Annotated in this window: 30 protein-coding genes; 19 read left to right on the top strand and 11 right to left on the bottom strand. The window is 56.9% G+C overall.

The window, feature by feature from the left end; translation table 11 throughout:
• Together ERD84_RS15995 and ERD84_RS06795 are read left to right on the top strand one after the other, a co-directional pair.
• A partial coding sequence (locus tag ERD84_RS15995; protein ID WP_209019814.1) for a hypothetical protein occupies nt 1-208 on the top strand: 208 nt, incomplete at its 5' end.
• Between the two features lie 18 nt (nt 209-226).
• Nucleotides 227-1,531 (top strand): hypothetical protein, encoded by a 1,305-nt coding sequence (locus ERD84_RS06795; protein ID WP_130038829.1) that lies wholly within the window; start codon nt 227-229, stop codon nt 1,529-1,531.
• Nucleotides 1,532-1,708: 177 nt separating this feature from the next.
• On the opposite strand, the gene ERD84_RS06790 is transcribed toward ERD84_RS06795, so the two are convergent.
• Nucleotides 1,709-2,134, bottom strand: a complete 426-nt coding sequence (locus ERD84_RS06790) for a hypothetical protein (RefSeq protein WP_130038828.1) — start codon at nt 2,132-2,134, stop codon at nt 1,709-1,711.
• A gap of 245 nt (nt 2,135-2,379) precedes the next feature.
• Between ERD84_RS06790 and ERD84_RS06785 the strand changes: the two genes are divergently transcribed.
• The 4 genes from ERD84_RS06785 (at nt 2,380) to pyrF (ending at nt 5,882) form a co-directional block, all read left to right on the top strand.
• Nucleotides 2,380-2,667 (top strand): co-chaperone GroES, encoded by a 288-nt coding sequence (locus ERD84_RS06785; RefSeq protein WP_013744695.1) that lies wholly within the window; start codon nt 2,380-2,382, stop codon nt 2,665-2,667.
• Nucleotides 2,668-2,697: 30 nt separating this feature from the next.
• Entirely contained in the window at nt 2,698-4,344 is a 1,647-nt protein-coding gene (groL, locus tag ERD84_RS06780; RefSeq protein ID WP_130038827.1) for a chaperonin GroEL, read from the top strand.
• 218 nt (nt 4,345-4,562) lie between these two features.
• Nucleotides 4,563-4,949, top strand: coding sequence for a diacylglycerol kinase (locus ERD84_RS06775; RefSeq protein ID WP_130038826.1), 387 nt, complete (start codon nt 4,563-4,565; stop codon nt 4,947-4,949).
• Nucleotides 4,950-5,066: 117 nt separating this feature from the next.
• The gene (gene pyrF / locus ERD84_RS06770) at nt 5,067-5,882 is read left to right on the top strand and encodes an orotidine-5'-phosphate decarboxylase (protein WP_130038825.1); all 816 of its coding nucleotides are present in this window, start codon (nt 5,067-5,069) and stop codon (nt 5,880-5,882) included.
• Here pyrF and ERD84_RS06765 read toward each other — a convergent pair.
• Genes ERD84_RS06765 through ribBA form a run of 6 tightly spaced genes read right to left on the bottom strand, consistent with a single transcriptional unit; the run spans nt 5,866 to nt 10,105 of the window.
• The gene (locus ERD84_RS06765) at nt 5,866-6,372 is read right to left on the bottom strand and encodes a CinA family protein (RefSeq protein ID WP_130038824.1); all 507 of its coding nucleotides are present in this window, start codon (nt 6,370-6,372) and stop codon (nt 5,866-5,868) included. The genes pyrF and ERD84_RS06765 overlap by 17 nt on opposite strands.
• Nucleotides 6,369-6,893: a phosphatidylglycerophosphatase A family protein gene (locus ERD84_RS06760; protein ID WP_130038823.1), complete on the bottom strand. Its 525-nt coding sequence runs from the start codon at nt 6,891-6,893 to the stop codon at nt 6,369-6,371. The genes ERD84_RS06765 and ERD84_RS06760 overlap by 4 nt, the downstream gene beginning before the upstream one ends.
• 20 nt (nt 6,894-6,913) lie before the next feature.
• On the bottom strand, nt 6,914-7,882 hold the full coding sequence (gene thiL / locus ERD84_RS06755; RefSeq protein ID WP_130038822.1) for a thiamine-phosphate kinase: 969 nt from the start codon (nt 7,880-7,882) through the stop codon (nt 6,914-6,916).
• Between the two features lie 20 nt (nt 7,883-7,902).
• Nucleotides 7,903-8,403: a transcription antitermination factor NusB gene (gene nusB, locus ERD84_RS06750; protein WP_130038821.1), complete on the bottom strand. Its 501-nt coding sequence runs from the start codon at nt 8,401-8,403 to the stop codon at nt 7,903-7,905.
• Nucleotides 8,390-8,920 carry a 6,7-dimethyl-8-ribityllumazine synthase gene (gene ribH, locus ERD84_RS06745; protein WP_130038820.1) on the bottom strand — a complete coding sequence of 177 codons (531 nt, stop codon included), beginning with the start codon at nt 8,918-8,920 and terminating at the stop codon, nt 8,390-8,392. The genes nusB and ribH overlap by 14 nt, the downstream gene beginning before the upstream one ends.
• A gap of 15 nt (nt 8,921-8,935) precedes the next feature.
• Complete coding sequence (gene ribBA / locus ERD84_RS06740; RefSeq protein WP_130038902.1) at nt 8,936-10,105, bottom strand: bifunctional 3,4-dihydroxy-2-butanone-4-phosphate synthase/GTP cyclohydrolase II; 1,170 nt, start codon at nt 10,103-10,105, stop codon at nt 8,936-8,938.
• 359 nt (nt 10,106-10,464) lie between these two features.
• Between ribBA and ERD84_RS06730 the strand changes: the two genes are divergently transcribed.
• The 6 genes from ERD84_RS06730 (at nt 10,465) to ERD84_RS06705 (ending at nt 15,956) form a co-directional block, all read left to right on the top strand.
• Complete coding sequence (locus ERD84_RS06730) at nt 10,465-11,292, top strand: IclR family transcriptional regulator (protein WP_130038818.1); 828 nt, start codon at nt 10,465-10,467, stop codon at nt 11,290-11,292.
• A 128-nt stretch (nt 11,293-11,420) separates the two neighbouring features.
• Nucleotides 11,421-12,413 carry a phosphate/phosphite/phosphonate ABC transporter substrate-binding protein gene (gene phnD, locus ERD84_RS06725; RefSeq protein WP_130038817.1) on the top strand — a complete coding sequence of 331 codons (993 nt, stop codon included), beginning with the start codon at nt 11,421-11,423 and terminating at the stop codon, nt 12,411-12,413.
• Nucleotides 12,414-12,419: 6 nt separating this feature from the next.
• Entirely contained in the window at nt 12,420-13,190 is a 771-nt protein-coding gene (phnC, locus tag ERD84_RS06720; RefSeq protein WP_130038816.1) for a phosphonate ABC transporter ATP-binding protein, read from the top strand.
• Nucleotides 13,178-14,059, top strand: coding sequence for a phosphonate ABC transporter, permease protein PhnE (gene phnE / locus ERD84_RS06715; RefSeq protein ID WP_280634393.1), 882 nt, complete (start codon nt 13,178-13,180; stop codon nt 14,057-14,059). Before phnC ends, phnE (ERD84_RS06715) begins: the two co-directional genes overlap by 13 nt.
• Nucleotides 14,056-14,865, top strand: coding sequence for a phosphonate ABC transporter, permease protein PhnE (gene phnE, locus ERD84_RS06710; RefSeq protein ID WP_130038815.1), 810 nt, complete (start codon nt 14,056-14,058; stop codon nt 14,863-14,865). The genes phnE (ERD84_RS06715) and phnE (ERD84_RS06710) overlap by 4 nt, the downstream gene beginning before the upstream one ends.
• Before the next feature lie 77 nt (nt 14,866-14,942).
• Nucleotides 14,943-15,956, top strand: coding sequence for a CYTH domain-containing protein (locus ERD84_RS06705; RefSeq protein ID WP_130038814.1), 1,014 nt, complete (start codon nt 14,943-14,945; stop codon nt 15,954-15,956).
• Here ERD84_RS06705 and ftsY read toward each other — a convergent pair.
• Nucleotides 15,953-17,197 (bottom strand): signal recognition particle-docking protein FtsY, encoded by a 1,245-nt coding sequence (gene ftsY / locus ERD84_RS06700; RefSeq protein ID WP_130038813.1) that lies wholly within the window; start codon nt 17,195-17,197, stop codon nt 15,953-15,955. The two genes, ERD84_RS06705 and ftsY, sit on opposite strands and share 4 nt — an antisense overlap.
• A gap of 61 nt (nt 17,198-17,258) precedes the next feature.
• Between ftsY and ERD84_RS06695 the strand changes: the two genes are divergently transcribed.
• The 3 genes from ERD84_RS06695 to ERD84_RS06685 all read left to right on the top strand — a co-directional run bounded on the left by ERD84_RS06695 (nt 17,259) and on the right by ERD84_RS06685 (nt 18,805).
• Nucleotides 17,259-17,858: an RsmD family RNA methyltransferase gene (locus ERD84_RS06695; protein ID WP_130038812.1), complete on the top strand. Its 600-nt coding sequence runs from the start codon at nt 17,259-17,261 to the stop codon at nt 17,856-17,858.
• Between the two features lie 89 nt (nt 17,859-17,947).
• Nucleotides 17,948-18,460 carry a pantetheine-phosphate adenylyltransferase gene (coaD, locus tag ERD84_RS06690; RefSeq protein ID WP_130038811.1) on the top strand — a complete coding sequence of 171 codons (513 nt, stop codon included), beginning with the start codon at nt 17,948-17,950 and terminating at the stop codon, nt 18,458-18,460.
• A gap of 99 nt (nt 18,461-18,559) precedes the next feature.
• Nucleotides 18,560-18,805 (top strand): YfhL family 4Fe-4S dicluster ferredoxin, encoded by a 246-nt coding sequence (locus ERD84_RS06685; RefSeq protein ID WP_130038810.1) that lies wholly within the window; start codon nt 18,560-18,562, stop codon nt 18,803-18,805.
• A gap of 9 nt (nt 18,806-18,814) precedes the next feature.
• On the opposite strand, the gene ERD84_RS06680 is transcribed toward ERD84_RS06685, so the two are convergent.
• Nucleotides 18,815-19,204: an MOSC N-terminal beta barrel domain-containing protein gene (locus ERD84_RS06680; protein WP_130038809.1), complete on the bottom strand. Its 390-nt coding sequence runs from the start codon at nt 19,202-19,204 to the stop codon at nt 18,815-18,817.
• On the bottom strand, nt 19,201-21,825 hold the full coding sequence (locus tag ERD84_RS06675; RefSeq protein WP_130038808.1) for an AsmA family protein: 2,625 nt from the start codon (nt 21,823-21,825) through the stop codon (nt 19,201-19,203). Before ERD84_RS06675 ends, ERD84_RS06680 begins: the two co-directional genes overlap by 4 nt.
• Nucleotides 21,826-22,087: 262 nt before the next feature.
• Here ERD84_RS06675 and ERD84_RS06670 point away from each other — a divergent pair, with 262 nt between their 5' ends.
• Nucleotides 22,088-23,365, top strand: coding sequence for a bifunctional O-acetylhomoserine aminocarboxypropyltransferase/cysteine synthase (locus tag ERD84_RS06670; protein ID WP_130038807.1), 1,278 nt, complete (start codon nt 22,088-22,090; stop codon nt 23,363-23,365).
• A 61-nt stretch (nt 23,366-23,426) separates the two neighbouring features.
• Here ERD84_RS06670 and ERD84_RS06665 read toward each other — a convergent pair whose 3' ends face one another.
• Nucleotides 23,427-23,840, bottom strand: coding sequence for a YidB family protein (locus ERD84_RS06665; RefSeq protein WP_130038806.1), 414 nt, complete (start codon nt 23,838-23,840; stop codon nt 23,427-23,429).
• A gap of 133 nt (nt 23,841-23,973) precedes the next feature.
• Between ERD84_RS06665 and ERD84_RS06660 the strand changes: the two genes are divergently transcribed.
• The 3 genes from ERD84_RS06660 to ERD84_RS06650 are packed head-to-tail and all read left to right on the top strand — an operon-like array spanning nt 23,974 to nt 26,845.
• Nucleotides 23,974-25,092, top strand: coding sequence for a Re/Si-specific NAD(P)(+) transhydrogenase subunit alpha (locus ERD84_RS06660; RefSeq protein ID WP_130038805.1), 1,119 nt, complete (start codon nt 23,974-23,976; stop codon nt 25,090-25,092).
• The gene (locus ERD84_RS06655) at nt 25,092-25,409 is read left to right on the top strand and encodes an NAD(P) transhydrogenase subunit alpha part 2 (RefSeq protein WP_013744670.1); all 318 of its coding nucleotides are present in this window, start codon (nt 25,092-25,094) and stop codon (nt 25,407-25,409) included. Before ERD84_RS06660 ends, ERD84_RS06655 begins: the two co-directional genes overlap by 1 nt.
• Nucleotides 25,406-26,845 (top strand): NAD(P)(+) transhydrogenase (Re/Si-specific) subunit beta, encoded by a 1,440-nt coding sequence (locus tag ERD84_RS06650; RefSeq protein WP_130038804.1) that lies wholly within the window; start codon nt 25,406-25,408, stop codon nt 26,843-26,845. Before ERD84_RS06655 ends, ERD84_RS06650 begins: the two co-directional genes overlap by 4 nt.
• Nucleotides 26,846-26,907: the final 62 nt, after the last annotated feature.

The raw sequence follows: 26,907 nt of genomic DNA, 5'->3' as shown, positions 1-26,907 counted from the left end.
TGTTGCGCGGAATTGCTGGCCGGGTGATCGCGATTCGGCCTTGCTGAACGGCTGCTATCGGGAAACGCAACTTGCTGCTCTGGGTCGGACTGAGTCATCGGGCTTTGGCTACAATCGGCCAAGAGCGGCCGTCAGGTCTGCCTGCGTGGCGCTCATGGCAAAGCGACTTACTCCTTGTTTGCGCCAGTGGGACGATGACGTTGAATAGACGCTGTTACACTGACTTATGACCGATGCTCTGCACCTCGAATGCGCTGAGAAGATTGTTTCTGCCATTTATCCAAGTGGAAACCTGCTGAGCTCCTTCATGTTCGGGAAGCCCGGTGCTCCACATTGGGACATGCAGTTCGGAACAGAAATATTCACCCGCGGCCGGGAGTACCTGGATGCTGTTTTGTATGTGCGCCGACATGGCGCACCATACTTGCGCCTTATCTCAATCGGTGACTTACGGTCCATGATAACCAGCTTTGTTACTGCGAATTTCTGGCATATCGGCGGTAACAACTTCCCTCCTCGTTCATCCGGCTCTTATGGCGCCGCCATGAATTTAGCGAATAAGGTGGCCTTGGCCAAATGCTTGGCCGCATCGCCCATGTTCAGTCCAGTTCCTAAGCTGTCGCTATTCCCACTATTGACGTTGAATGTAGTGAATTCGTTGGAGGCCGACAATTTCTTCTTGGTCTCTGCTGAGCAACTTTCACACTCGCACGTTATCACCGATGCTCGCAGGATGGCGCTTGACGGTACCCACTTTCCTCCAATTCTGGAGTGGGAGGGCATTCGCCGCCCGGTGGTTGGTTGGCTGGGCGTTCGATCTCCATTGCCGCAGATTTCAGAGAAAATGGCGGCATCAGTTCTGGGAGCGATCGCACTAACACAATTGCCCCGGTATCGTTTCTTGTTCTCAGGACGGAAGATATTCGGCGGCAGGTGCACCCTGGACAACGGTTTTACCGTCGCCCTAAGCGACGAAGGCCATACACCGCCGCTTATGCATGACATGTTGGTCACTTCGGGGGATCACGTTTGGCTTACGGAGTTGAATTCACTGTTCACCGCGACGGATCGGCCAACACGCTCAAAACTGCGCGCTTTGGAATATTTCTATCGGGCCTGGTTCCTTAATCCGCGTGAACGGTTTGCGCCGCTCTGCATGGCGCTGGATGCCCTGCTAGGCGTCGAACACGGCCACACGGCAGCGGCGGTAAAGTTTGTAAAAGCCATCGTCGATCCGTCGATCGACGAGAAGCGATTGCGGCTGCTCATGCGGGTGCGCGGGGCCGTCATTCATGGCGCCGCGCCCGACGTATTCGATTCAGAAAGCTACGAGGATTATTGGTTAACCTATCGTGCAGATCCAATCCATGATCTGGAGCTGATCGTTGCGAAGTGCCTACGTACCGCAATCTTCAAAGACGACCTGAAATACCATGCTGATCCGCTCGCCGAAAAGATTGCTGCCCTACGGGCGTCTGGGCGTCTTCCGGCGGTCATAGAACCTGACACAATCATTTCTCCGGAACTCTGAATAGCGGGTTATTAATGCATCGCCCTGTTGCGTGCTCGGGTGCGAAAGTCAATTTTCGGCCAGAACCGGCCATCTGAGTTCCCGCTGTACTTTGAGATACGGCATTCAATCTCCTGCAAGCGCTGCTCGGCCGTAACATTACTCGGTTTCTAAGATCTAGCGGTGAATTACCTCGTTTTAGTTCTCGGTCTCTTCCGCGCTGTCACCCGTTTGGCCTAGCGCGATGCGCTTGCCGTTCAGCGCCGTCGCCACCTGCGCTTGCAGGGCCGATTCCGACGCATCGCCAAAGCGGTCGATGACTTTGCTATAGGTCTCGATAGCGCCCGCGTTGTCGCCCGTTTCGCCTAGCCTGTAACCCTTGTTGTTCAGCGCCCTCGCCACCTGCGCTTGCAGGGCCGGTTCTGACGCATCGCCAAAGCGGTCGATGACTTCGCTATAACGTCGTCTTCGGGTCGAAAGGAGTCGGCAGATCTGGCTACCCCTGATAAGAGCATCCACGCCCAGAAAGCCACCAAAACAAAGCTTTTTTGGTACCCACATGAAGCCCATTTTTTGCTCGTAGGTCGCATCGGCACTAGATTTTGCTGCTTTTTTGGAGTTCAAAACTCAGTGGCGGGAGTCCAAAACTCGATGAAATTGGACAATTGCCAAACTGAATGACGTAATTGCCAAACTCAATGACAATCGACAACAGCAATCGACAACAACCAAAATTTGTAACAAGCTACTCTCCCCCTCTTGAAGATTCATACTTCGTCCCTATAATTAGCACTCGAAGGGGTTGAGTGCTAACATCATCCTCTCAGCTTTTTTATTGTTAACCATAAATTTTGAACAGGAGTTCCTCCATGGCACTGCGTCCTTTGCATGATCGCGTGATCATCAAGCGTCTGGACAACGAGCGCACCACAGCCTCGGGTATTGTTATCCCTGAAAGTGCGACTGAAAAGCCCGACCAGGGTGAAGTCATTGCTGTTGGTCCCGGCAAACGGTCCGACGACGGCAAAGTTCAGCCTGTTGACCTGAAAGTGGGCGACAAGGTTCTGTTCGGCAAGTATGCCGGTCAAACGGTCAAGGTTGATGGCGAAGAAGTTCTCGTCATCCGCGAGGAAGAAATCCTCGCCGTGGTTCTGTAATCACACCCGAATCAAACAAGGAATTTTAGAATGGCTGCTAAGCAAGTTTTATTTGGTGATGACGCCCGCGTGCGCATCGTCCGTGGCGTAAACACACTCGCCAACGCTGTCAAAACCACATTGGGCCCCAAAGGCCGCAACGTGGTGCTCGATCGCTCTTTCGGCGCGCCTACCGTTACTAAAGACGGTGTATCGGTTGCCAAAGAAATCGAACTGAAAGACAAATTCGAAAACATCGGCGCTCAATTGGTCAAGGAAGTTGCTTCCAAGACGTCCGACAACGCTGGCGACGGCACCACCACGGCTACCGTGCTGGCCCAGTCCATCGTTGAAGAAGGTCTGAAGTACGTTGCCGCCGGCATCAACCCCATGGACCTGAAGCGCGGCATCGACAAGGCTGTTGCAGTCGCTGTTGAAGAGCTCAAGTCGTTGTCCAAGCCTTGCACCACCAGCAAGGAAATCGCTCAGGTTGGTTCCATTTCGGCCAACAGCGATGCCTCGATTGGCGAAATCATCGCCAACGCCATGGACAAGGTCGGCAAAGAAGGCGTGATCACCGTTGAAGACGGCAAATCGCTGGACAACGAGCTGGACGTCGTCGAAGGCATGCAATTCGACCGCGGCTATCTGTCGCCCTACTTCATCAACAACCCCGACAAACAAGTCTCGGTTCTTGAAGACCCCTATGTTCTGATTTTCGACAAGAAAATCAGCAACATCCGTGATCTGCTGCCCGTGCTCGAGCAAGTTGCCAAGTCCAGCCGTCCTCTGCTGATCGTTGCTGAAGACGTCGAAGGCGAAGCTCTGGCTACTCTGGTTGTCAACAACATCCGCGGCATCCTGAAAACGACTGCTGTCAAGGCTCCTGGCTTTGGCGATCGTCGCAAGGCCATGCTGGAAGACATCGCCATCCTGACCGGCGGCGTTGTGATTTCCGAAGAAACCGGCATGTCGCTCGAAAAAGCCACGCTGGAAGACCTGGGCCAGGCCAAGCGCATTGAAGTTGGCAAAGAAAACACCATCGTCATCGATGGCGCCGGCGACAGCAAGTCGATCGAAGCACGCGTCAAGCAAATTCGCGTTCAGATCGAAGAAGCCACTTCCGACTACGACCGTGAAAAACTGCAGGAACGCGTTGCCAAGCTGGCAGGCGGTGTTGCTGTGATTCGTGTTGGCGCTGCCACCGAAGTCGAAATGAAGGAAAAGAAAGCCCGCGTTGAAGATGCTCTGCACGCCACGCGCGCTGCCGTTGAAGAAGGTATTGTTCCTGGCGGCGGTGTTGCACTGATCCGTGCCAAGGCTGCTATTGCCAAGCTGAAAGGCGACAACGTCGATCAGGAAGCTGGTATCAAGCTGGTCCTGCGCGCTGTTGAAGCTCCGCTGCGCACCATTGTTGCCAACGCCGGCGATGAGCCCAGCGTTGTTGTCAACAACGTCGCCAACGGCAAGGGCAACTATGGTTACAACGCCGCTACCGGCGAATACGGTGACCTGGTTGAGCAAGGCGTGCTGGATCCCACTAAGGTAACCCGCACTGCACTGCAAAACGCTGCTTCGGTAGCCAGCCTGTTGCTCACGACTGAAGCCGCAGTGGCTGAAATCGCTGAAGACAAGCCTGCTCCTGCCATGCCCGACATGGGTGGCATGGGCGGTATGGGTGGCATGGGCGGCTTCTAAGCCTGCTTGTTGCCAGACCATTATCCGGGCGCCCGCGCCCGGATACCTGCAAAAAGCCTCCGATTCGTCGGAGGCTTTTTTATTGTCATGTGCCAGTGTCCGGCAAACCCGAGCGAACTGGGCAGAAAGCACAGAAGCAACAATTTAGATAGGGCCCCGCCCGTCTGATTGTCAAAAAGGAGCCCTATAATGAGCGACCACTCGATGCCTGGATTCCCATGACTCCGATCAACTCACCCTACAAAAGTAAAGGCGGCATAGGTCGCCTATACAATGCCTTGCGCTATTCGGCACAAGGCCTGGGTGCCGCATTTCGCCATGAAGCCGCTTTCCGTCAGGAGTTGCTGCTGGTGTCCATCCTGACGCCTATTGCCATCTGGCTGGGACGCAGCCTGGGCGAGATCCTGATGCTACTGGGTACGCTGTTCTTTGTGCTGATCATCGAGCTGTTGAACTCTGGCCTGGAGGCCTTGGCCGACACCATTACCCTGGAAAAACATCCTTTGATAGGGCGTGCCAAAGACCTGGGCAGTGCCGCTGTCATGCTGTCCATTCTGTTTGGCGCAGTAGTCTGGCTGAGCGTCATCGCCTCTCACTTTTTCTAAGACAGACGCGCCGCAACATTGCAAGCTCCGGTACCTTGCCGCAGCCGGCAAAGACGGAACAAACCTTGCGCCTATAATCTCAGGCTATCCAATACGCACTCTTCTATCGACCGTTCCATGATCTTTACTCAAAAATTGCAACAGGCCTGGGCCACGTCCAACTCCATGCTTACCGTAGGCCTGGACCCTGACCCGCAACGTTTCCCTGCCGAGCTGCAAGGACGATCAGACGCCATTTTTGAGTTCTGCCGCGCCATTATCGATGTCACGGCACCCTATGCCTGTGCCATCAAACCGCAAATCGCCTATTTTTCGGCCCAGCGTGCCGAAGACCAGCTGGAAGCGCTTTGCAACTATATTCTTGAGCATCATCCAGGCCTACCCATTGTGCTCGACGCCAAACGGGGCGATATCGGCTCAACCGCCGAGCAGTATGCCCGGGAAGCATTCGAACGCTATCAGGCCGATGCCGTTACCGTCAGCCCCTATATGGGCTTCGATACACTCGAACCCTATCTATCCTGGAAAAGCAAAGGGGTCATTATTCTCTGCCGTACGTCGAACACGGGCGGCTCCGACTTGCAGTTCATTGAGTCGGCAGATGGCACGCCCCTGTACCTGCACGTGGCATCGCTGGCCGCCGAAAAATGGAATACCAGCGGACAATGCGCGCTAGTAGTTGGAGCGACCTTTCCTGAAGAAATCGCCAGAGTAAGGGCTCGCGTAGGAGATATGCCCCTGTTGATTCCAGGCATTGGTGCACAGGGTGGTGATATCCCGGCCACGGTAAAAGCCGGCCGTAACAGTCAGGGTACCGGCATGATGATCAATTCGTCGCGTGCCATTCTGTATGCCAGCGGCGGCGACAATTGGCGCGAGGCAGCGGCTCAGGCAGCGCGCGCTACGCGCGACGCCATCAACGCGGCTCGATGATCTCGAGGGCGGTCTTCAGGGCGAATGCCACCGACGCGTTGCGAATCTGAGCCCGGTCGCCGTCGAAGACTTTGGTCACAGCTCGCGTCACCACACCCTTGCCGGCTCGCTGAGCGAAACCAAAGCACACCATGCCTACTGGCTTGCCCGGTGTCCCGCCGCCCGGCCCCGCTATGCCGGTGGTCGATATGGCTAGCTGCGATAACTTGGTGGCAGCCAACACGCCAGCAGCCATTTCCATGGCAGTTTCTTCGCTGACAGCGCCAAATCGATCCAGCGTGTCAGCACTAACCCTCAGTTGCTCGATCTTGGCCTGATTGCTATAGGTGACAAAGCCGCGATCAAACCAGGCACTGGACCCTGGGGTGTCTGTCATGGCAGCAGCCAACAGACCACCCGTGCAGGACTCGGCACAAGCGAACATCCAGCCATTGTCTACCAACAGGTTTCCCAGTCTGGGCGCATACAGCGATACAGTGTCATTGTTCATGGAAGCACCTCGAGTCGGACCAGTACGGCGATTACCAGCAAGCTGTATGCCGCCGCCAGAATATCATCCCACATGACCCCGAAACCATTTTTGAAACGACCATCGAAGAAATGAATGGGCGGCGGTTTGATAATATCGAAAAGGCGAAACACAACAAATGCCAGCAACTGCGCTATCAGACCGTCTGGTGTAAGCCACAAGACTAGCCAGAAAGCCACGATTTCGTCCCAGACCATGCCTCCATGATCGGGCCGCCCCATCTCGACGCCAGTGCGCTGGCAGACCCAGCAGCCCAAAGCAAAGGCTGCAATGATGCTCACGGCAATCGCTGTATCGGACAACCGCCCGATCACCAATACCCACAGCAGCCAGCCCATCAAGGTGCCCCAGGTGCCTGGAGCGGGCTTGAGCAGGCCACTACCCAGGCCAAATGCAATCACTCGGGGAACCGACTTGAACACCCAGGAGGGTGTGGGTTCAGGCTTGGTATCGTTTATTGCAGATGGGTCCATGGCCGGCATATGTAAGCGCCTGTGGTATATCAGGAAAAATGATCAAAACCGATAAAGGACGGCTCGATGAGAACTCCGTCGGCTCCACGGATGCGCAAACCGGGCTCGGCCACGATTTGGCCTATACGTGAGACACGGCATTGTGCCCGATCTGCCAGCTCCTGTATACGAATGCTGCGGTCTGGCGACGCCGTGAAGCAAAGTTGATAAACATCTCCTCCGGCGAGGGCAGCCTCTTGCACCAGATCCGCATCCATCCCATGCAAGGCAGGATGCAAAGGCAATGCCGGATAGTCCAGCTCTGCGCCGCAAGCACTGGCTTTGAGTATATGCCCAAGATCCTGAGCCAGGCCATCGGAAATATCGAGCGCTGCATGGGCGATACCTGCCAAGGCCTTGCCAAATGCCCAGGGAGGCTCAGGCCATTCCAGCGCCGCCCTGCAGGCCTTGAGCAGATCATTATTGGCAGGCAGGCGGCCTTGCAACAAGCGTAAGGCAATATCGGCAGCACCCAACGTACCAGTTACCCAAATATCGTCACCCACCTTGGCACCCGTCCGCAGCAAAGCCTGCCCGGGCTTTACTTGCCCCATGACTGTGACATTGATGATCACCCCCCCAGTGCTGCGTGTGGTGTCTCCCCCGAGCAGCGGACAGTGGGCTCGCTCGGCCAGCGCATAAAACCCGTCGGAGAAGGCTTTCAGCCAATCAGCCTTCACATCGGGTAAAGACAAACTCAGCAGACAGGCCAGGGGCTGTGCTCCCATGGAGGCCAGGTCAGAGATATTGACGGCCAGCGCCTTATGGCCCAGCGCCTTCGGGTCGACGTCCGAGAAGAAATGACGACCTTCGATCAGCAAATCGGTACTGGTAGCCAGGTTGTATCCTGGCGCAAGCTTCAATAAAGCACAATCATCGCCCACGCCCAGAAAGCCCGAAGGCGCCGGACGCGTGAAGTAGCGGGCGATGAGATCGAACTCGTTAGGGCCGGTTGACACTTGATTTGAGCAGATGCCGACTAACGTCGCGGGGCAGCCTGAACTTCTTGCGGACGGACATCGGCGGCCATTTTATCGAGCACACCATTGACGAACTTGAACCCGTCGGTACCGCCAAATGATTTGGCCAGCTCGACCGCCTCGTTGATGGCCACTTTATAGGGCACCTCGATGTGATGGACAAGCTCGTAACTGCCGATCAGGAGGATGCCATGCTCGATGGGCGAGAGTTCTTCAAGTGGCCGGTCGACGTGAGGCATGAAGCGTTCGCGCAAGGCGGGAGCTTCGCGCAGCACCCCATGCAGCAATGTTTTGAACCACGTTGCGTCAGCATCGTGAAACTCTTCATCGTCGCGTATATGTGCGTCGATCTCACCTGCCTCTTGCAACCCGGCGTCGCCACGCAATAGCCAGGCATAAATACCCTGCAAGGCAAACTCGCGCGCGCGCCTGCGCGCGCTACGAGCATTACTACGGGCGGAGCCGCCCGAAGGCGCTCCCTGTGTTCTACTTGTCGTCAAAATCGTCGTCCTCGTCTTCGTCGTCCTCGTCTTCGTCTTCGTCGTCGTCATCTATTTCAGGCTCGAGCGCTGCGACCAGATTGGCCATTTCGATGGCTGCACGTGCGCAGTCACGGCCTTTTTCAGCGGCACGGGCTTCCGCTTGTTCGTCGGTATCGGTGGTGAGCACACCGTTGGCTACCGGGATGCCGGTTTCAAGCGACACGCGGCTGATGGCCGAAGCGCTTTCGTTGCTGACGATCTCAAAATGGTAGGTTTCGCCGCGAATGACTGCACCCAATGCGATCAGTGCATCGAACTCGAAGGTTTCCGCCATTTGGGCCAGCGTAACACCGAGTTCAAGTGCTCCGGGAACCGAGACCACCATGACGTCGCGCTCGTCGACGCCCATTTCGGCCAGCTCGGCCAGGCACGCGTCAAGCTCGGTCAGGCCGATTTCTTCATTGAAACGAGCCCGCACGATGCCAATATGCAAGCCTTCCCCATTCAGATCGGGAGACAAGGTATAAGGGTTCATAGTCAATAGTTCCTGTTAGGGTGTGGAAGGAGGTTCGCTATCGTAACCCGTTATGGTTAAAGAAAAGCCTGCCATGCTGGGCATTTTTCTGGGCTTGGCCAAAAGACGGGCCTTGCCCACATTCAAGTCGAGCATGATTTGAGCGCCTATGCCGTAGGTGCGTAAGCCGTAGCGGCCTTCGCGGTCGGGTATGGGCGCTTGTGTGGCCTGCTGCTGATTCCAGGCTTCGAACTGATCAAAGAGCAGCTCGGAAGAGCCCTGGCAATTAAGCATGATGAGAACGCCTGCTGGCGCAGCCACTATGGCCTTGAGCGCATCAGATACGCTCCAGCTATGGGCGGTGGCATCGTGGAACAAGACATCAAGCATGCTGGTGGGCTCATGTACCCTGACCAGAGTTTCGGTGTCGGGTGAAATATTGCCGTGCGCCAGGGCCAGGTGTAAAGCGCCCGATGCCAGATCGCGATAGGCCACCGCGTGGAATTCGCCCCAAGGTGTTTGCACATCACGCGACGCAATGCGCTCGACCATGGACTCGTGTTCGCTGCGATATTGAATAAGATCAGCAATGGTGCCAATTTTCAGGCCGTGCTCACGTGCAAAAAGTATCAGATCGGGCAGTCTGGCCATGGTGCCATCGGGCTTCAGTATCTCGCAGATAGCGGCGGCGGGGGTCAGACCTGCCAGAGCGGTCAGATCGCAGCCCGCCTCGGTGTGGCCAGCACGCACAAGCACGCCACCACGCACAGCTTGAACCGGAAAAATATGACCAGGCTGGACCAGGTCGGACGGCTGGGCATCACGAGCCACTGCCACCTGTATGGTACGGGCGCGGTCTGCCGCTGAGATACCGGTCTCGACACCTTCGGCAGCTTCAATCGACATCGTGAAATTGGTGCCGAAGCGTGTACCGTTGCGGCTGGCCATCAGGGGCAGTTCCAGCTGTTTGCAGCGCTCTTCGGTCAGCGTCAGGCATACCAGGCCCCTGGCATGGGTCACCATGAAGTTGATGGCGTCGGGGGTAATGTGCTCGGCCGCCATGACCAGATCGCCTTCGTTTTCGCGATCTTCTTCGTCAACCAGAATGACCATACGGCCGGCACGCAGCTCGGCCACAATTTCGGGAACGGGTGATATATCGTAGGATGACACTGCATCCAAGTCCGCGTCGCGGGTGTTGCTCATGTTTATTGGCCCTATGGAAAGTTCAGCCATTTTAACGCCTGAAAAGGGAAAAAGGCCCCCACGCTGCGCCTTTGGCTTGCTGCCCCCCAAGGGGGCGCTTTTTGCCTTGGGGCGGCCCGGCGGCAAAAAAGGCCCCCACGCTGCGCCTTTGGCTCGCTGCCCCCCAAGGGGGGCGCTTTTTGCCTTGGGGCGGCCCGGCGGCAAAAATGGCCCCCACGCTGCGCCTTTGGCTCGCTGCCCCCAAGGGGGCGCTTTTTGCCTTGGGGCGGCCCGGCGGCAAAAAAGGCCCCCCGCTGCGCCTGCAACCGGGCGTGGCGGGGTAATATCGCTGGAAGGCTCCTATAACGTGGCGGTTCTCTATGTCTGGAAACAAAACTTCAGCCCTTGCAAATGACGGACGGCGCAGCATCCAGTCTGTGGAAACCGGCTTTCCATTGCTGGCGACGCTGGTCGACGCAGGTATTCCGCTCAATTTGCGCGATCTGGCAGCCCGTGCCGGCATGACCTCGGCCAAGGCGCATCCTTACTTAGTCAGTTTCACTCGTGTCGGCCTCGTCCAGCAAGACGGCACGACCGGCCAATACGAGCTGGGGCCCTTTGCACTGCAAATGGGACTGGTCAGCCTGCAGCGCCTGGATCCGGTGCGCGTAGCCCTGCCGCACCTCAACAAGCTGGCCGGTCAGATAGGCCATACCCTGGCCCTGGCTGTATTGGGCTCACATGGCCCAACCATGATCCATATTTCCCAGGCCAGCTACCCGGTGCATGTGAACATGCGCAACGGTACGGTCATGTCCATGCTGCATACTGCAACAGGACGGGTATTCGTTGCCTGGCTGCCGCCCAAAGTAGCCCAACACTATATGGAGCGCGAGCTGGACGATCAGGCGGTTGTGACCAGCGCCACACCATGGCGGCCAAGTCCGCAGGCCTTGCAGAAAATGGTCGATGAAGTCAGACAAGCCGGGTTGGCCACTGCGTTGGGCAATCCCCTGCCAGGCATCGACGCTCTATCGGTACCTGTGTTCGATCATTCGGGCAATATTGCACTGGCCCTGACCAGTCTGGGTCCCAGCACCCTGTTCGACGCATCGCCCAAAGGTTCTATTGCCCAGGCCCTGAAACACTGTGCCGCCGCCATTTCGCGGCAGTTGGGGCATCGTAGCCTGGCAGACATCGCACAATAAAACCAGAAAAATCCGGATTACACAATCAAGAATAATGACAATATGATGATAAGTCATATTCATATAATATGATTGATACTTAAATTAATAGTGCGCATGAATTATGCGCAAATACCGGAGACCCGATCATGAAACAATCCAAGGTGCTCGCCTTCAGCGCGCTATTCGCTATTTTTGGTGCCGCACAAGTTGCGCACGCACAAGACGCCTGTCCCAACCGGGGCGATCTCGACACCATGTATTGCGATGCCAACAATGATTTGGTCGCCGACACGCCCACTGATCCAGACAAGCTCAAAACCCCATCCACGGTCGTGTTCACCTACACGCCTGTTGAAGATCCGGCTGTCTATGCTGAAATCTTTTCGCCTTTTACCAAATATCTGTCCGAATGCGTCGATCGCAAGGTTGTCTTCTATCAGGTCCAGAGCAATGCAGCCGAAATCGAAGCCATGCGCTCGAACCGACTGCATGTGGGCGGCTTCTCCACCGGCCCCACCAACTTTGCCGTCAACCTGGCCGGTGCTGTACCTTTCGCCGTCAAGGGCACAGCTGATGGCTTCCAAGGCTACAACCTCATCCTTATCGTCAAGAAAGACAGCCCATTCCAGAAACTGTCTGACCTGAAGGGTAAAAAAGTCGCACATACGTCGCCATCGTCCAACTCGGGCAATATGGCGCCCATCGCGCTGTTTCCCGACGAAGGCCTGGTGCCGGGCAAAGACTATGAATTCCTGTACTCAGGCAAACACGACCAATCCATTATGGGCGTGAACTCGGGCGACTACGATGCCGCCGCCGTCGCCTCCGATGTCTTCCACCGCATGGCAGAACGCGGGCAGGTCAACGAAGACGATTTCCGCATTCTGTACACCAGCGAAAAATTCCCGACCTCGTCGTTTTCCTATGCCTACGATCTTGAGCCCAAGTTCCGCGATCAAATGCTCAAATGCTTTTACGACTACCGCTTCCCTGCCGAAATGCAAGAAGCCTTCGATGGCGCTGACCGCTTCTACCCGGTTACCTACAAAAAAGACTGGGCCATTGTGCGCAACGTAGCCAAAGCAGGTGGCGAAAGCTTTACCCGTTCAGCCTACGACAAAGCCAGCCAGAAGAAATAATCCGCTATGGGGGCAACACTACGCATCAACAGCCTGGTCAAAGAGTACCGTGCCAACCAGCCGGTACTTAAAAACATCAATCTCGACGTCGCCGGTAAAGGTCTGACCGCCATCATCGGCCCGTCGGGAACAGGCAAAAGCACACTATTACGCTGCATCAATCGGCTTATCGATCCCACCGCCGGCACCATTATTCTTGAAGAAGACGGTACCAGCATAGACCTTGCCAAGGTCAGGGGGGCCTCGCTACGGCAAGCCCGCCGCCGCATAGGCATGGTCTTTCAGGAATACAATCTGGTCGAACGCCTGACCGTCATGGAGAATCTCCTGACCGGGCGTCTGGGCTATACCTCGCCGTTTAACGCCTGGCGGCGTCATTTCGAGCCGGCCGATATCCAATACGCCAACAGTCTGCTCGAAACCGTCGGCCTGGCTGGCTTTGCCAACCAGCGCGCCGATGCACTCTCTGGCGGACAACGTCAGCGTGTAGGTATTGCCCGCGCCCTGATGCAACAACCTCAATTGCTGCTGGCCGACGAACCCACGTCCTCCCTCGATCCAAAGACCTCTGTCGAAATCATGGAGCTGCTCACCGAGCAAGGAAGTGCCTTCAGCATTCCTGTCATTGTCAACATTCACGATGTCGAGCTGGCCAAGCGTTATGCTTCGCGCATCGTCGGTATGTCGGGCGGCCATATTGTTTACGACGGCCAGGCCGACGGACTCGGCACCGACGTGCTCAAGGAAATCTACGGGGGCGAGTCGTGGCTCCAGTAGCAGTTCCTGCAAGCCCGTCCGCCACCAAACCGTTCGCGCTGTCTCCCAGGGTCAAGTGGGGCCTGTTGCTGCTTGTGGTCTACATGCTTTTTGCCGCCACGCAGCTGGGCTTTTCATGGGACAGATTCGAAGCCGGTCTGGGTCATGGCGCAAAATTCCTGGCGCGCATGTTTCCACCTAGCGTTGAGCGGCTCGACGTCCTCTGGAAGGGCATTGCCGAAAGTCTGGAAATCGCCGTGCTGGCCACTACTCTGGGCATCATCCTCGCGCTGCCGCTAAGTTTGCTGGGCGCCCGCAACCTGATGCCAGTATGGGCCACCTGGCCCGCACGCACTGTTGTGTCGTTGTGCCGTGCCTTGCACCCCGTCATCGTGGCCATTATTTTCGTCAAGGCCGTGGGCTTTGGTGCGCTGGCCGGCGTATTGGCGCTTACGGTGGCCTCCATAGGCTTCATCGGCAAACTGTTTACCGAGTCAATCGAAGAGATCTCGCTCAAGCAGGTCGAGGCAGTACGCGCCACTGGCGCATCGTTTGCCAACGTCATTATTTTTGCGGTGCTGCCCCAAGTGTTTGCCCGATTTGTAGGTTTTTCCACCTACCAAATGGACTCTAACCTGCGCAACTCCACCATGGTAGGCATCGTGGGCGCGGGCGGTATAGGCGGCACACTATTCTCGGCGTTCCAGCGTTTCGACTACGATTTCGTCTGCACCATCCTGGCCACCATCATCGCCATCATTATGGTGGGTGAGCTCCTGGCGGGTGTCGTACGTGCCATATTGCTCGACAACGTATCACCGACATCGCTTTTCAGGAAAAAGGCCTACGCCCCATCTGGCACGCCACGCCCTATCGAGGACGACGCATGAGCGCCCAGCTGCAAACCTTCCCCAGCACCTGGGTACGCTATACGCCTGGCCAACGCCTGCTGCGCTTCGCCCTGTATCTGATTTTTGTTCTGGCCATAGTCCAGTCCATCCGCACCATCGACGTCATACCCGAGTTCCTGTACGACGCACCTACGCAAATGGCCGATCTGTTGCACCGGATGTGGCCGATTTCATGGCGCAGCTTTCCAGGCTCCATCCAGCAGGCCCTGGTCGAAACCCTGCACATGGCCACGATGGGCACTATTCTGGCCATTATCATGGCTATCCCGGTTGGCCTGGCTGTTGCAAACAACCTCACGCCCAATCGCACTATCAACTTCATCGCCCGGTTCATCCTGGTCTCCAGCCGATCCATCAATTCCCTGGTCTGGGCGCTGCTGTTTATTGCCATATTCGGTCCCGGCCCCCTGGCAGGCACAATAGCCATTGCATTCCGTTCCATTGGCTTTATAGGCAAGTTGCTGGGCGAAGCTATCGAAGACGCCCATCCCGGCCCCATCGAAGCCCTGACCGCCACTGGCGCCAGCAAAGGTTCGATTATTGCTTACGGCTACTGGCCCCAGATACGCCCGGCGTTCTGGTCTATTGTGCTGTTACGCTGGGACATCAACGTGCGCGAATCAGCGGTCCTGGGCTTGGTAGGCGCCGGCGGCATAGGCATGGCCCTGAATAGTGCAATGGATCTCTTCCAGTGGGACAAGGTTGCCCTGATCCTGCTGCTGATCTTCAGCATCGTCATCATCGCTGAAGTCGTCATTACCCGCGCCCGCAAAACCCTGCTCTGACGCAACAAGCACTGAAGCAGTCTGGCAGCAGGCAGGCGCTGCGGTAATATTCGTCCATCACCATACAGGGATCGACGATGCTTGAACGCGAACTGAAACTTTATGTGCCCCCTGTCGGCAGGGCGGCACTAGAGGCCGAATTGCGCAACGCCGGTGCAAGTACCATTACCTTACGGGCCCGCTATTTCGATACGCAAGACAAGCAGTTGGCCCAGGCTGGCATGGCCTTGCGCCTGCGTCTTGAGGGCGACCGCTGGGTACAAACCATCAAAGCGCCCGGTCCCGACGAGTTGACACGCATAGAAATCAACCACCCACGCACCGAGCCCGAACTGGATCTTTCTGCCTACCGGAATACCGCCCTGGAGCCATTCTTCAGCGAACTCAAGCAGCCGCTGCTGTTGCGCTACGAAACCGACATCCAGCGTTTGGTGCTGCGCCAGGACGAATCCGACTGTGCCGTCGAGCTTGCTTACGACCAAGGCCTCATCCGGTCTGGTTCGCACGAGCTGGCGGTCTGTGAGCTCGAGCTGGAGCAGATCAAGGGCAGCGCCGATCATTTATTTGCACTTGGCCGGAACTGGCTGGCGCGCTATCAATTGATGCTGGATTTTCGCAGCAAGGCAGAACGAGGCAGCCAACTGTCGCGCTTCGCCTACCCCACCGACCAGCACTCTGATGCGATGAGGCCAGCAGAACCAGCGCGACTATTTCCACCACAGCCGGCCAAAAACATTACATTGACTGCGGACATGAGCCTTCAACAAGCCTACCAGCTATACATCAATGAATGTCTGAATCAGGTCGTTCGCAACGCGATGCCGCTGGCTGCATCTGAGGACACACAGGCAAGCGCCGACTTGCGGGCTGCGTATGCTCAGCACATGCGCGCAGGCATCCGGCGTTTGCTGTCCTGTCACAGGTTGTACACGAAACGGTTTCATACACCACAGACAGAGCCGTATATTGAACTGCGGCAGTATCTGGCGCCCTGTTATCGCGCCGAACCCGCCGCTCGAGCGCTGGCCGCCAGCGTGCCGTTTCAGTCTTGCTTGCTGTCAGTCCTGGAGCAACTGATAGCGCCAGCCTAGTCGCCCAGCAAGGCAGCCGCAAACTCCTTGGCCACGAAAGGCTGCAAGTCGTGCAGGCTTTCGCCGACGCCTATCCAATAGACCGGCACAGGACGCACCCCCTGGCTACCGGCTGCCACCGCAGCCAGCGTACCGCCCTTGGCTGTGCCATCCAGTTTGGTCACTACCAGGCCGGTCAGATTCAAGGCTGCATCAAATGCACGTATCTGGGCGATGGCGTTCTGTCCGGTATTGCCGTCTATGACCAACAGCACTTCGTGTGGTGCAGCGTCATCGGCCTTGCCTATGACTCTTTTGATTTTCTTCAGCTCTTCCATCAGGTGCAGCTGTGTGGGCAAGCGGCCTGCCGTGTCTATCATGACGACGCCTGCTTCACGCGCACGACCGGCATTGACAGCATCAAAAGCCACAGCTGCCGGATCGCCACCATCTTGCGCGATGACGGCAACATTATTGCGCGCGCCCCACTCCACCAATTGCTCGCGCGCCGCAGCGCGGAAAGTATCGCCGGCCGCCAGCAACACCTTGGCGCCTTGCGCCTGGAAGTGGTTCGCCAGCTTGCCTATGGACGTGGTTTTCCCTGCTCCATTCACGCCTGCAATCATTACGACCAACGGTGTTGCCTTACCCAGAGGAAACGTCTTCTCGAGAGGAGCCAGGTGATCAGCCAAGATATCACGCAAGGCAGCCTTGACCTGGCCGGCGTCCTCCAGCCGTTCTTTACGAACACGGGCACGCAAGGCCGTGAGCAATTTTCCAGTGGCCTCGACACCGGCATCCGCCATAATGAGCGCGGTTTCGAGCTCCTCAAAAAGCGACTCGTCGACTTTGACACCAACAAACAGCCCTCCCAGGCTTTGTCCGGTGCGCGACAAGCCCTTTTTCAGACGAGAGAGCCAGGACCCTTTTTCGGCAGGCGCAGGCATGGCGGGGGTCTCTGAGACCGCTACGGCATGCTCCTCGGGATCTGGCACTATTTCCGGAGCTTCTTCGACCGCCGGAATGGGCTGCGCTTCAGGAGGAGGATCGACAGTTTCAACAGGCCTGGCTTCAGGCTCGATGACCATATCCTGCGTCGCCTCCGGCTCTATGGCTTGAACATCGCTTTCGGTGACGCCTGCAGCTGCGGGCAGTGCAGCCGGGTCCGCCTGGTCGACCTCCTGATCCACACTGTCTTCTTTGGCCGCCTGCCCGGCATCATCAGCCGGTTTCTGCGTTTTCTTTTTAAAAAAGCTGAACATACGATTTACACTACCCGAAAGAGAATTAACCCACACAGAATTCCGACACTTCGGATCTTGCATGAAGAAACACGTAGTACGTATTGTAGGCGGTGATTACCGCAAAACGCCCATTCCGGTTGTGGATGCCGCCGGGCTGCGCCCGACCCCCGATCGCGTGCGGGAAACACTGTTCAATTGGCTGCATCACTTTTGGGACGGCGATTACTCCAAAAAGCGCGTGCTGGACCTTTTCGCGGGTACCGGCGCATTGGGCTTCGAGGCTGCGTCGCGCGGCGTGGCACATGTACAAATGGTCGAATCCCACCCACCCGCCATCGCGGCTTTGCGGGCGCTGCGCACAAAACTCAAGGCCGATCATGTACGCATTCATGCAGGCGACTCCCTGACAGCACTCAAGCGCATGACTGAAAACTCCTTCGATTTGATCATGCTGGACCCACCCTTCGGCGAGGCTTGGCTGGATCGCTTGTGGGGCGGGCTACCAACAGTTCTCACACCCGATGGCTTGTTGTATATTGAGTCTGAATCGGCCATAGAACCGCCCGAGCCGTTCGAAATCCTGAGACAAGGCAAGGCGGGACATGTACGCTATCATCTGCTAAGATTTGCTGCAACGCAAAAAACAGTCAATAATCCTGAAATAAGCCTACAGGAATGAGCGCGCTATAACTTGTTCCAACTGGCGGCCCGAATACTTGCGGCATTGCCATCCAGGCACACTTCAATTTTTCAAAACTCGGAATTTGCATGATTACTGCAGTCTATCCCGGAACATTCGACCCCCTCACGCGTGGTCACGAAGACCTGGTACGCCGCGCAGCCGGCCTGTTTGACCATGTCGTCGTGGGTGTCGCCCATAGCCACGCCAAAAAGCCGTTCTTTACTGTCGAGGAACGTGTCGAAATTGCCCAGGAAGTGCTTGGCCATTACACCAACGTCGAGGTCAAAAGTTTTGCTGGTCTGCTCAAGGACTTTGTGCGCGAGCAGAACGGCCGCGTCATTGTCAGGGGACTGCGCGCCGTGTCTGATTTCGAGTATGAGTTCCAGATGGCCGGCATGAACCGCCACTTGCTCCCCGAGGTCGAAACCCTCTTCATGACCCCTTCCGACCAATACCAGTTCATTTCCGGCACTATTGTGCGCGAAATCGCAATATTGGGCGGCGATGTCAGCAAATTTGTATTTCCGTCGGTAGAGCGCTGGCTGCATAGCAAGGCCAAGAGCCGACGCGACGAACAAGAACAAAGCAAACAGGGTTAATACGCAAGCGGCGGCCAATCTCCATTACACTGTCGCCATGCCTTGTTGCAACACAAGGCCGCTTGTTTTGTTATCTGTTTGCTTTACTCTGGAATCACCATGGCGCTGCGCATTACTGAAGAATGCATCAATTGCGATGTTTGCGAGCCGCAATGCCCCAACAATGCCATCTACATGGGCGCGGAAATCTACGAAATAGAGCCGGCCAAATGTACCGAGTGCGTGGGTCATTTCGATGAACCGCAATGTCAGGTCGTTTGCCCCGTCGAATGCATTATTTTCGACCTTGACCACCCCGAAGATCACGATCAACTCATGGCCAAATATCAGGCCCTGACGGCCTGATCTCGACCGCTACAGTTCAGGCCAAAGCACCCTGCCCGCATCGGGGTGCACCTTGACCAACCTGCATGGCTGGCCCAGAAACTTCGTCAGCCATGTCGCGGCCAGCTCGCCCTCATCGACCACATCGACCTGCTGAGTGCCTACGGTGGCCACGCTCCGGACGCTGTCGTCGTCTTCAATGACATCAAGCGGTATATCGAGCCTGAGCATGCCTGGAGCCCGCAGCACCAGATAGCCCAGGCGCGGCTCGACCTGGATATCAGCCAATTGCTCATGATGACTTTGCGTCAGCCAGTGTCCGGCTGCATCGACCACCAGCCAGCGCTTATCGTAAGCTGCGGCGGCCGCCAGGGCGGTACCACCGCAAGCGGCAACTGGAAAATAAAAAGCGTGTGTCATTTGCCCAATAATCCTTTCAATGCATCACCTATGCTCTTGACCGAATCAGTACTGGACTTGGGTGCCGCCTGGCCATCCTCGGTCTTGCCTGACTGGCCAATTTGATTGGAGAGCAAATCAATCAAGCCGCCCTTGACGGCATCTTTCACAACATCGCTGCTGACGTCTTTCCATTGAACCTGATAGCCTGGCTTGCCGAAGGGTCCTGAGATGCGCACGGGTATTGTCACGCCTTTCAGGTCGGCGAGAGCCTTGCCATCTTGCCCGGTGCTGGTATTGACTACATTCACGTCAACCATGATATCGAGCTGATCATTGACCAGGTCCAGTGTGGCCGGCGTACCCTGGGTGATACGCAGCAAAGGACTGGCCACCTTGAGTGTCTTGATGGTGCCCTGACCCTGGTTGAAATTGATCAGGGCATCAAGCGCCGTAAAGTCCGTCTTGCGTGCGCTATCAAACTTGGATGCAACCTCAGGCAGTTGACCGCTAAACATATTGCGCACCACAGCATTGACTTCACGCAGTGTCTGGGCCAAATCTATACCCGTAATGGCGCCATCACGAATACTCAGCTTTGCCGTTCCGTTCAAGCCGGCCTCGAGGGCCGCCCCTGTGGTGCCTTGGCTGGCCAGTTCAAGCTTGACCGTACCTCGTCCCGACAGGCGGTTTTCGTGGACCAGCGCCTGCAGGAGGGGTTCCAGGGCAACCTTGGACAATGTCAGATTGGCCGATACTTCGTTTTTGGAGGTCGCACCAAGCGTGCCGCTCAGCGTGCCGCCGTACAGCTCGGCCTTGACCCCAGTAATACTCAACTTACCTTGTGCCGCGCTCACCTTAGCAGCAAACTTCCGAGCCTCGATCTCTTGAATTTTCAGCTCATCAATGGAAATGGTTCCGGTCAGGTCGCCGGAGTCAAGAAACGACAAGCGAGGCAGCTCGAAGGTTTCTTCAGCCTTGGTGGGGGCCTTGCCAGGCTGCCTGGATGTGGTCTTAGCCGCATCGTCAGACTTGGCCGCATCAGCTGGAGCGTCCGCAGCCTCAGGGGCTGGCACAATGGCGGGAGGAAACAGGGTATTGAAATCCAGCTTGTCGGCGGTCAGATCGAATACAAACTTGGGGTCACTGAGTTGTGTGGCATTTAATCCGAAATCGAGTTTGCTGCCGCTCAGCACGGCATTGATTTCACTGGCTAGCTCATCTTTGATCAGATCGGCGCGCAAACTGCCGATAAAAGGAAATGCGAAGCTGCCGCCAGGCAAGGCCGCATCTTCGATCTTGACGTCTCCCTGCATGGCAGACAAACCGCCTACCTCGCCGAATACATCCCAGCTGGCAGGAGAACTCATTTTGAGTTGAACCAGCCTATTGCCTTCTTTCAGTCCGGCATCGATCTTGAGTTCTTTCAGGGTCAGTTTGCTGGCATTGCCGCCTATGCCACTCATGCCCAAGGTGATGCCAAGAACCTGGTTGGGCTTGCTGAGTTTGACGGTACCCGCAATGGGCGCACCTGTTGCCGACTCGGGCGAGATAGCCAGGTTGGGTGCGTCGAAGGCAACCTCAAAGGCCTGATCAGGCGTACTTCCCTTGGCGCGGTAGGCCAGCTTCTCGACCTTGAGTTCAGCCTGGCTGCGGTCAACTTTCAGTTGAGGCACGCTTAATGAGGTTTCAAACCCTTTTACAGGCGTCTCGCCCTGGATCTCGCCCTGTACCAGAAACTCCAGATTGCTGGCGCTGAGCATTTGCGAATAGGCACTGTAAGCCAGGTTGCCACGCAAGGTCGCTGATTTAGCAGCCAGCGATCCCAACAGCCCGTTGGCCACAACATTGATCTTTTGAGCCGAATAAGATTTTTGATCCGGATTGAACAAGACCAGTGCCTGCCCTTCGATATTGGCGTCCGCTACTGGATACTCGCCCTTTAGCTTGCCTTTCAGGGCAACATCGAAAGCCTGATTGGCTGTCATGCGCCCAGTATTCACTTCCAGTTTCTCAATACGTCCTACGGCACCGCTGACATTGTCATAGAAATGGATTTCACCCTCTTTGAGATCGAGGCCGGCAATATCGATCTGCAAATCAGCACTTTGAGCCGAGCCAGAGGCAGAGACAGAGACAACGGCATCTGACGACAAGTTAGCGGGCAGTTCTTGTGCCCGCGCCGTGGGAAGCAGACTTTTGACTGCAAGCGACGGCGCCATCATGCCAAGGGCAGCGCCTGGTCGGTCGATCAGGTCACGAAAATTGAACAGCCCCTCTTCGTCGCGTGTTACCCAGGCCTTGAAGCCGGTTACAGCCACATGGTCGACAACCAGGCGGTTGAACATAAGGGGCCAGATAGCCACGGCAAAGCGCGCACTGTCTATGGATGCAAAAGTATCAGTACTGTTGCGGTTTGATAGCGAGACATCCTCGACCGATAAGCCTATGCGGGGAAACAGCGAAAGCTCGATATCACCCTTGATGGTCAAACTGCGCTGATAGCGGTTGTAGACGACCTCTTCCAGCTTGTTCTTATAGGCATTTGGGTCAAACGTCAGGAGGAAAATCGCAATGCCGACCAAAGCGACAAGGAACACCACAACGAGACTGATCAGTACTCGTTTCAACCAAACTTTCATTTACGGCCTCTAAAACTGCGGGAGCGCCCCAATAAGCCATTTACGGCGACTAACTAGATATGCTAACTCAAGTCGCTGTAAATATTCATGCCAAGTTGATTTTTCCGCCAACTTGCTTACAAAAAGTAAAAAGCAAATTTAATTCACTTATTACCAAAAGATATATGGAAATGCGACAATATTCTAGGGAATATTCCCGCCCAGCCGCGCGATGCAGGTATGCTAACAGGCTGTCATACCCAATCAACCAAGAAGACCTGCCATGAAATTCGAGACACTTGCCATCCATGCCGGCTACCAGCCAGATCCCAACACCAAATCTGTTGCGGTCCCTATTTACCAGACCACGTCCTACGCCTTCGACAGCACGCAACACGGCGCCGATCTGTTCGACCTGAAAGTACCTGGCAATATTTATACCCGCATCATGAACCCCACCAACGGGGTACTGGAAGAACGCGTTGCAGCGCTCGAGGGCGGCGTAGCGGCCTTGGCGGTCGCCTCCGGCATGGCGGCTGTCAGCTATGCTATCCAGACCATCGCACAGGCCGGCGACAACATAGTGTCGGTGGCCAAGCTATATGGCGGCACCTACAACCTGTTTGCCCATACATTTCCACGCCAGGGCATTACGGTAAAGTTTGCGCCCCACAACGACGTAGCAGCGCTCGAAGCCCTGATCGATGACAAGACCAAGGCTGTGTTTTGCGAAACCATAGGCAATCCGGCCGGCAACGTCATTGATATTCAGGCTCTGGCCGAAGCTGCCCACCGCCACGGTGTGCCGCTGATTGTCGACAACACCGTAGCCTCACCCGCACTGTGCCGCCCATTCGAACATGGTGCCGACATCGTGGTTCACGCCCTGACCAAATACATGGGCGGCCATGGCACCACCATCGCCGGCGCCGTCGTCGATTCCGGAAAATTTCCCTGGGCCGAGCACAAAGAGCGCTTCCCCATGCTGAACGAGCCCGACCCGTCCTATCATGGCGTGGTCTACACAGAAGCCTTCGGGCCGGCCGCTTTCATAGGTCGCTGCCGCGTGGTGCCCCTGCGCAACACAGGCGCAGCACTGTCGCCTTTCAATGCATTCCTGGTGCTGCAAGGCATCGAAACGCTGTCCTTGCGCATGGAGCGCCACACCGAAAACGCCCTGAAAGTTGCGCAATACCTGAAGCAACACGAACAAGTATCGTGGGTGCAATATGCCGGTCTGGAAGACCACCCCGAGCATCACCTGGCACAAAAATATACAGGCGGCAAACCAGCCAGCATCATGTCATTTGGCATCACGGGTGGTGCGGCAGCAGGTGCGCGCTTTATCGATGCGCTTCAGCTGATACTGCGTCTGGTCAATATTGGCGATGCCAAATCACTGGCTTGCCATCCCGCCTCGACCACACACCGGCAACTCAGCCCCGAAGAGCTCGCCGCTGCCGGCGTGGGCGAAGACATGGTGCGCCTGTCGATAGGCCTTGAGCACATCGACGACATTCTGGCAGACCTGGCCCAGGCGCTGGAAGCCAGTAAAGCCTAAGTCCCACGCAAACAGAGCCCTGTAAAGGGCTCTGTCAGGCACGGGTCTCAGTGCAGCAAGATCAAAGCTTGCCAAGCATACCCGTCAAGCTCCCCAAAAGGGAACCGCCCTGAGCCGACTGCAAACTGGCTTCACCCTCGGGAGTCGCCTGGTCGACCAGGCTGGGCAGCAAGCCAGAAAGGGTACTGAGTACCGTATCGTTGTCTTGCCCCGAACGCTGCGCCAGTTGGCTGACCATGTCATCATCCAGCACAGACTGCAATTGCCCCGGCGTAACAGCCTCGTTTGGACCATTACTTACCCATGAGGCCGCTACGCCGCCCAAGCCGGCTTCCTGGAACTTTTGCATTAAGCCCTGCAAGCCACCGGGGTAGTTGTTGACCAGCTCCATAAGCGCCGGCAGCAGCCCAGCCTGGGTGGAGCCCTGAGTATCACTGCCGCCCATGGCGGAAGTGATGGAATCGAGTAGTCCCATGTCTGTATCCTCTTTAACGTAATGGTGGTATTGCCAGTCTAACGGATTTCGGGCTGGCAAATTGCAAATAACTGTCAGTAGTTCAGGTATAGTTACTGCCAGAAAATATGAACACCCAAGGTGGAGAAGCTTCATGCAAATAGGAATCCCACGTGAGCGCCTGACGGGCGAAACACGCGTGGCCGCGACGCCGGAAACGGTCAAGAAATACGTGGCGGCCAAACATACCGTGCTGGTCGAATCAGGGGCCGGCGCACGCGCTCATTTTCCTGACGACGCTTATGTCCAGGCCGGCGCACAAATCGTCGATGCCGCCCAGGCCCTGGGCGCCGAGCTCATCATGAAAGTCAAGGCGCCCGACGCCAGCGAATTGCCACAAATGAAAAGCGGCGCCGTGCTCGTCGGCATGCTCGACCCCTTCGACCAGGAAGGGCTGGCCCGGTTGGCCGCTGCCGGCCTGACGGCCTTCGCCCTCGAGGCCGCCCCACGCATCACCCGCGCACAAAGCCTTGACGTCCTGTCCTCGCAGGCCAACCTGGCGGGCTACAAGGCGGTGCTCCTGGCCGCCAATCAATACGGACGCCTCTTTCCCATGATGATGACCGCTGCCGGCACGCTCAAGGCGGCACGCGCAGTGGTGCTGGGTGCCGGGGTGGCGGGGCTGCAAGCCATCGCCACTGCCAAACGCTTGGGTGCGGTAGTCGAGGCCTCTGACGTACGCCCCGCCGCCAAGGAACAAATCGAATCATTGGGCGCCAAGTTCATCGACGTTCCTTTCGAAACCGACGAAGAGCGCGAAATCGCCCAGGGCGTGGGCGGTTACGCCCGGCCCATGCCTGCCGCCTGGATGGCGCGTCAGGCCGCGCTGGTGGCCGAACGCTGCAAGCAGGCCGATATCGTCATCAGTACCGCCCTGATCCCCGGACGCCCCGCCCCTCAACTGATCAGCGCCGAAACCGTCCAGGCCATGAAGCCCGGCTCGGTCATCGTCGACCTGGCCGTCGAGCGCGGTGGCAACTGCCCCTTGTCAGAAAAAGACCAGATTGTTGAAAAGCACGGTGTCGCCCTGATCGGCTACAGCAATCTGCCTGCGCTGGTTCCGCACGACGCATCCGCGCTCTATGCCCGCAACATCCTGGACTTCATGAAGCTGATCAGCAACGCCGAAGGCGAACTGGCCATTCAGCAAGAAGACGAAATCGTTACTGCCTGCCTCGTCTGCAAGGACGGCACTGTACTAAGGAGCGCCTGATGGAAGCAGTCAGCCCCACCCTGATCAATTTTATTATTTTCGTACTGGCCGTCTATGTGGGCTTCCATGTGGTCTGGAATGTAACGCCCGCGCTGCACACGCCGCTCATGGCCGTTACCAATGCCATCTCGGCCATCGTCATCGTTGGCGCCATGCTGGCTGCCGCACTGACTGAAAGCAGCCTGGCACGCTACATGGGCGTTTTTGCCGTGGCACTGGCCGCCGTGAACGTCTTTGGCGGTTTCCTGGTTACCCGACGTATGCTCGAAATGTTCAAGAAGAAAGAAAAGAAAGCCAACACCGGAGGCCAGGCATGATCTCGCACGACCTGGTTACCCTGTTTTACCTGATCGCCTCGGTGTGCTTCATCCAGGCTCTCAAAGGTCTCTCGCACCCCACCACCTCGCGCCGGGGCAATGCCTTCGGCATGGTGGGCATGGCCATTGCCATCGTCACCACTGCAGCGCTCATCGTCAGCCTGGCCCGCGAGGGCACGGCTGGCATAGGCTTGGGTTGGGTCATATTGGGCCTGCTTATAGGCGGCAGCATCGGTACGCTGATGGCCAAAAAGGTCGAAATGACCAAAATGCCCGAGCTGGTTGCCTTCATGCACAGCATGATAGGCCTGGCCGCCGTGGCCATTGCCGTTGCCATTGTGGCCGAGCCCCACGCCTTTGGCATCACGTTGCCTGGCGATCCCATCCCCACGGGCAACCGGATTGAACTGTTCATCGGCACCTTTGTCGGCGCCATTACCTTTTCAGGCTCCGTGATTGCATTCGGCAAACTGTCGGGCAAATACAAGTTCCGCCTGTTCCAGGGTGCACCCGTGGTGTTCAGCGGACAGCACATGGTCAATCTGGTGCTGGCGCTGGCCATGATAGGCTGCGGCTTGTGGTTCATGGCCACCCAGGCCTGGCTGCCCTTCATTATCATGACGGCTTTGGCCTTCGTGCTGGGCGTGCTCATCATCATTCCTATCGGTGGGGCCGACATGCCTGTGGTGGTGTCCATGCTCAACAGCTACTCGGGCTGGGCGGCAGCCGGCATAGGCTTCTCGCTGAACAATCCCATGCTCATTATTGCGGGGTCATTGGTGGGCTCATCGGGCGCCATCCTGTCGTACATCATGTGCAAGGCCATGAACCGGTCTTTCTTCAACGTGATTCTGGGTGGCTTTGGCGCCGAGCCCGGCGCAGCCGCAGGTGGCGCCAGCGCCGTACAACGCAACGTCAAGTCGGGTAGCCCCGACGACGCGGCCTTCCTGATGAGCAATGCCGAATCGGTCACCATCGTGCCGGGCTATGGCCTGGCCGTGGCTCGTGCCCAGCATGCCCTGAAAGAACTGGCTGAAAAGCTCACTGCAAACGGCGTGACCGTCAAATACGCCATCCACCCCGTGGCCGGCCGCATGCCTGGCCACATGAACGTGCTGCTGGCCGAAGCCGAAGTGCCTTACGATCAGGTCTTCGAAATGGATGATATCAACAGCGAGTTCGGACAAACCGATGTCGTGCTGGTGCTGGGCGCCAACGACGTCGTCAATCCGGCCGCCAAGAACGATCCGCAATCGCCCATCGCCGGCATGCCTATTCTCGAAGCCTACAAGGCACGTACCGTCATCGTGAACAAGCGCTCCATGGCCGCAGGCTATGCCGGCCTCGACAACGAACTGTTCTACATGGACAAGACCATGATGGTCTTCGGCGATGCCAAAAAGGTCATCGAAGACATGGTAAAAGCCGTCGAGTAACTCTTGGGCCGGCTCGCCCTGCCAGAAAGGTCGAGCCGGCACACGCTGAATAAAATAGAATA

The organism is Pollutimonas harenae, from assembly GCF_004153685.1.
Lineage (GTDB): Bacteria > Pseudomonadota > Gammaproteobacteria > Burkholderiales > Burkholderiaceae_B > Pusillimonas_C > Pusillimonas_C harenae.
This window is presented reverse-complemented; position numbering and strand designations above follow the sequence as displayed.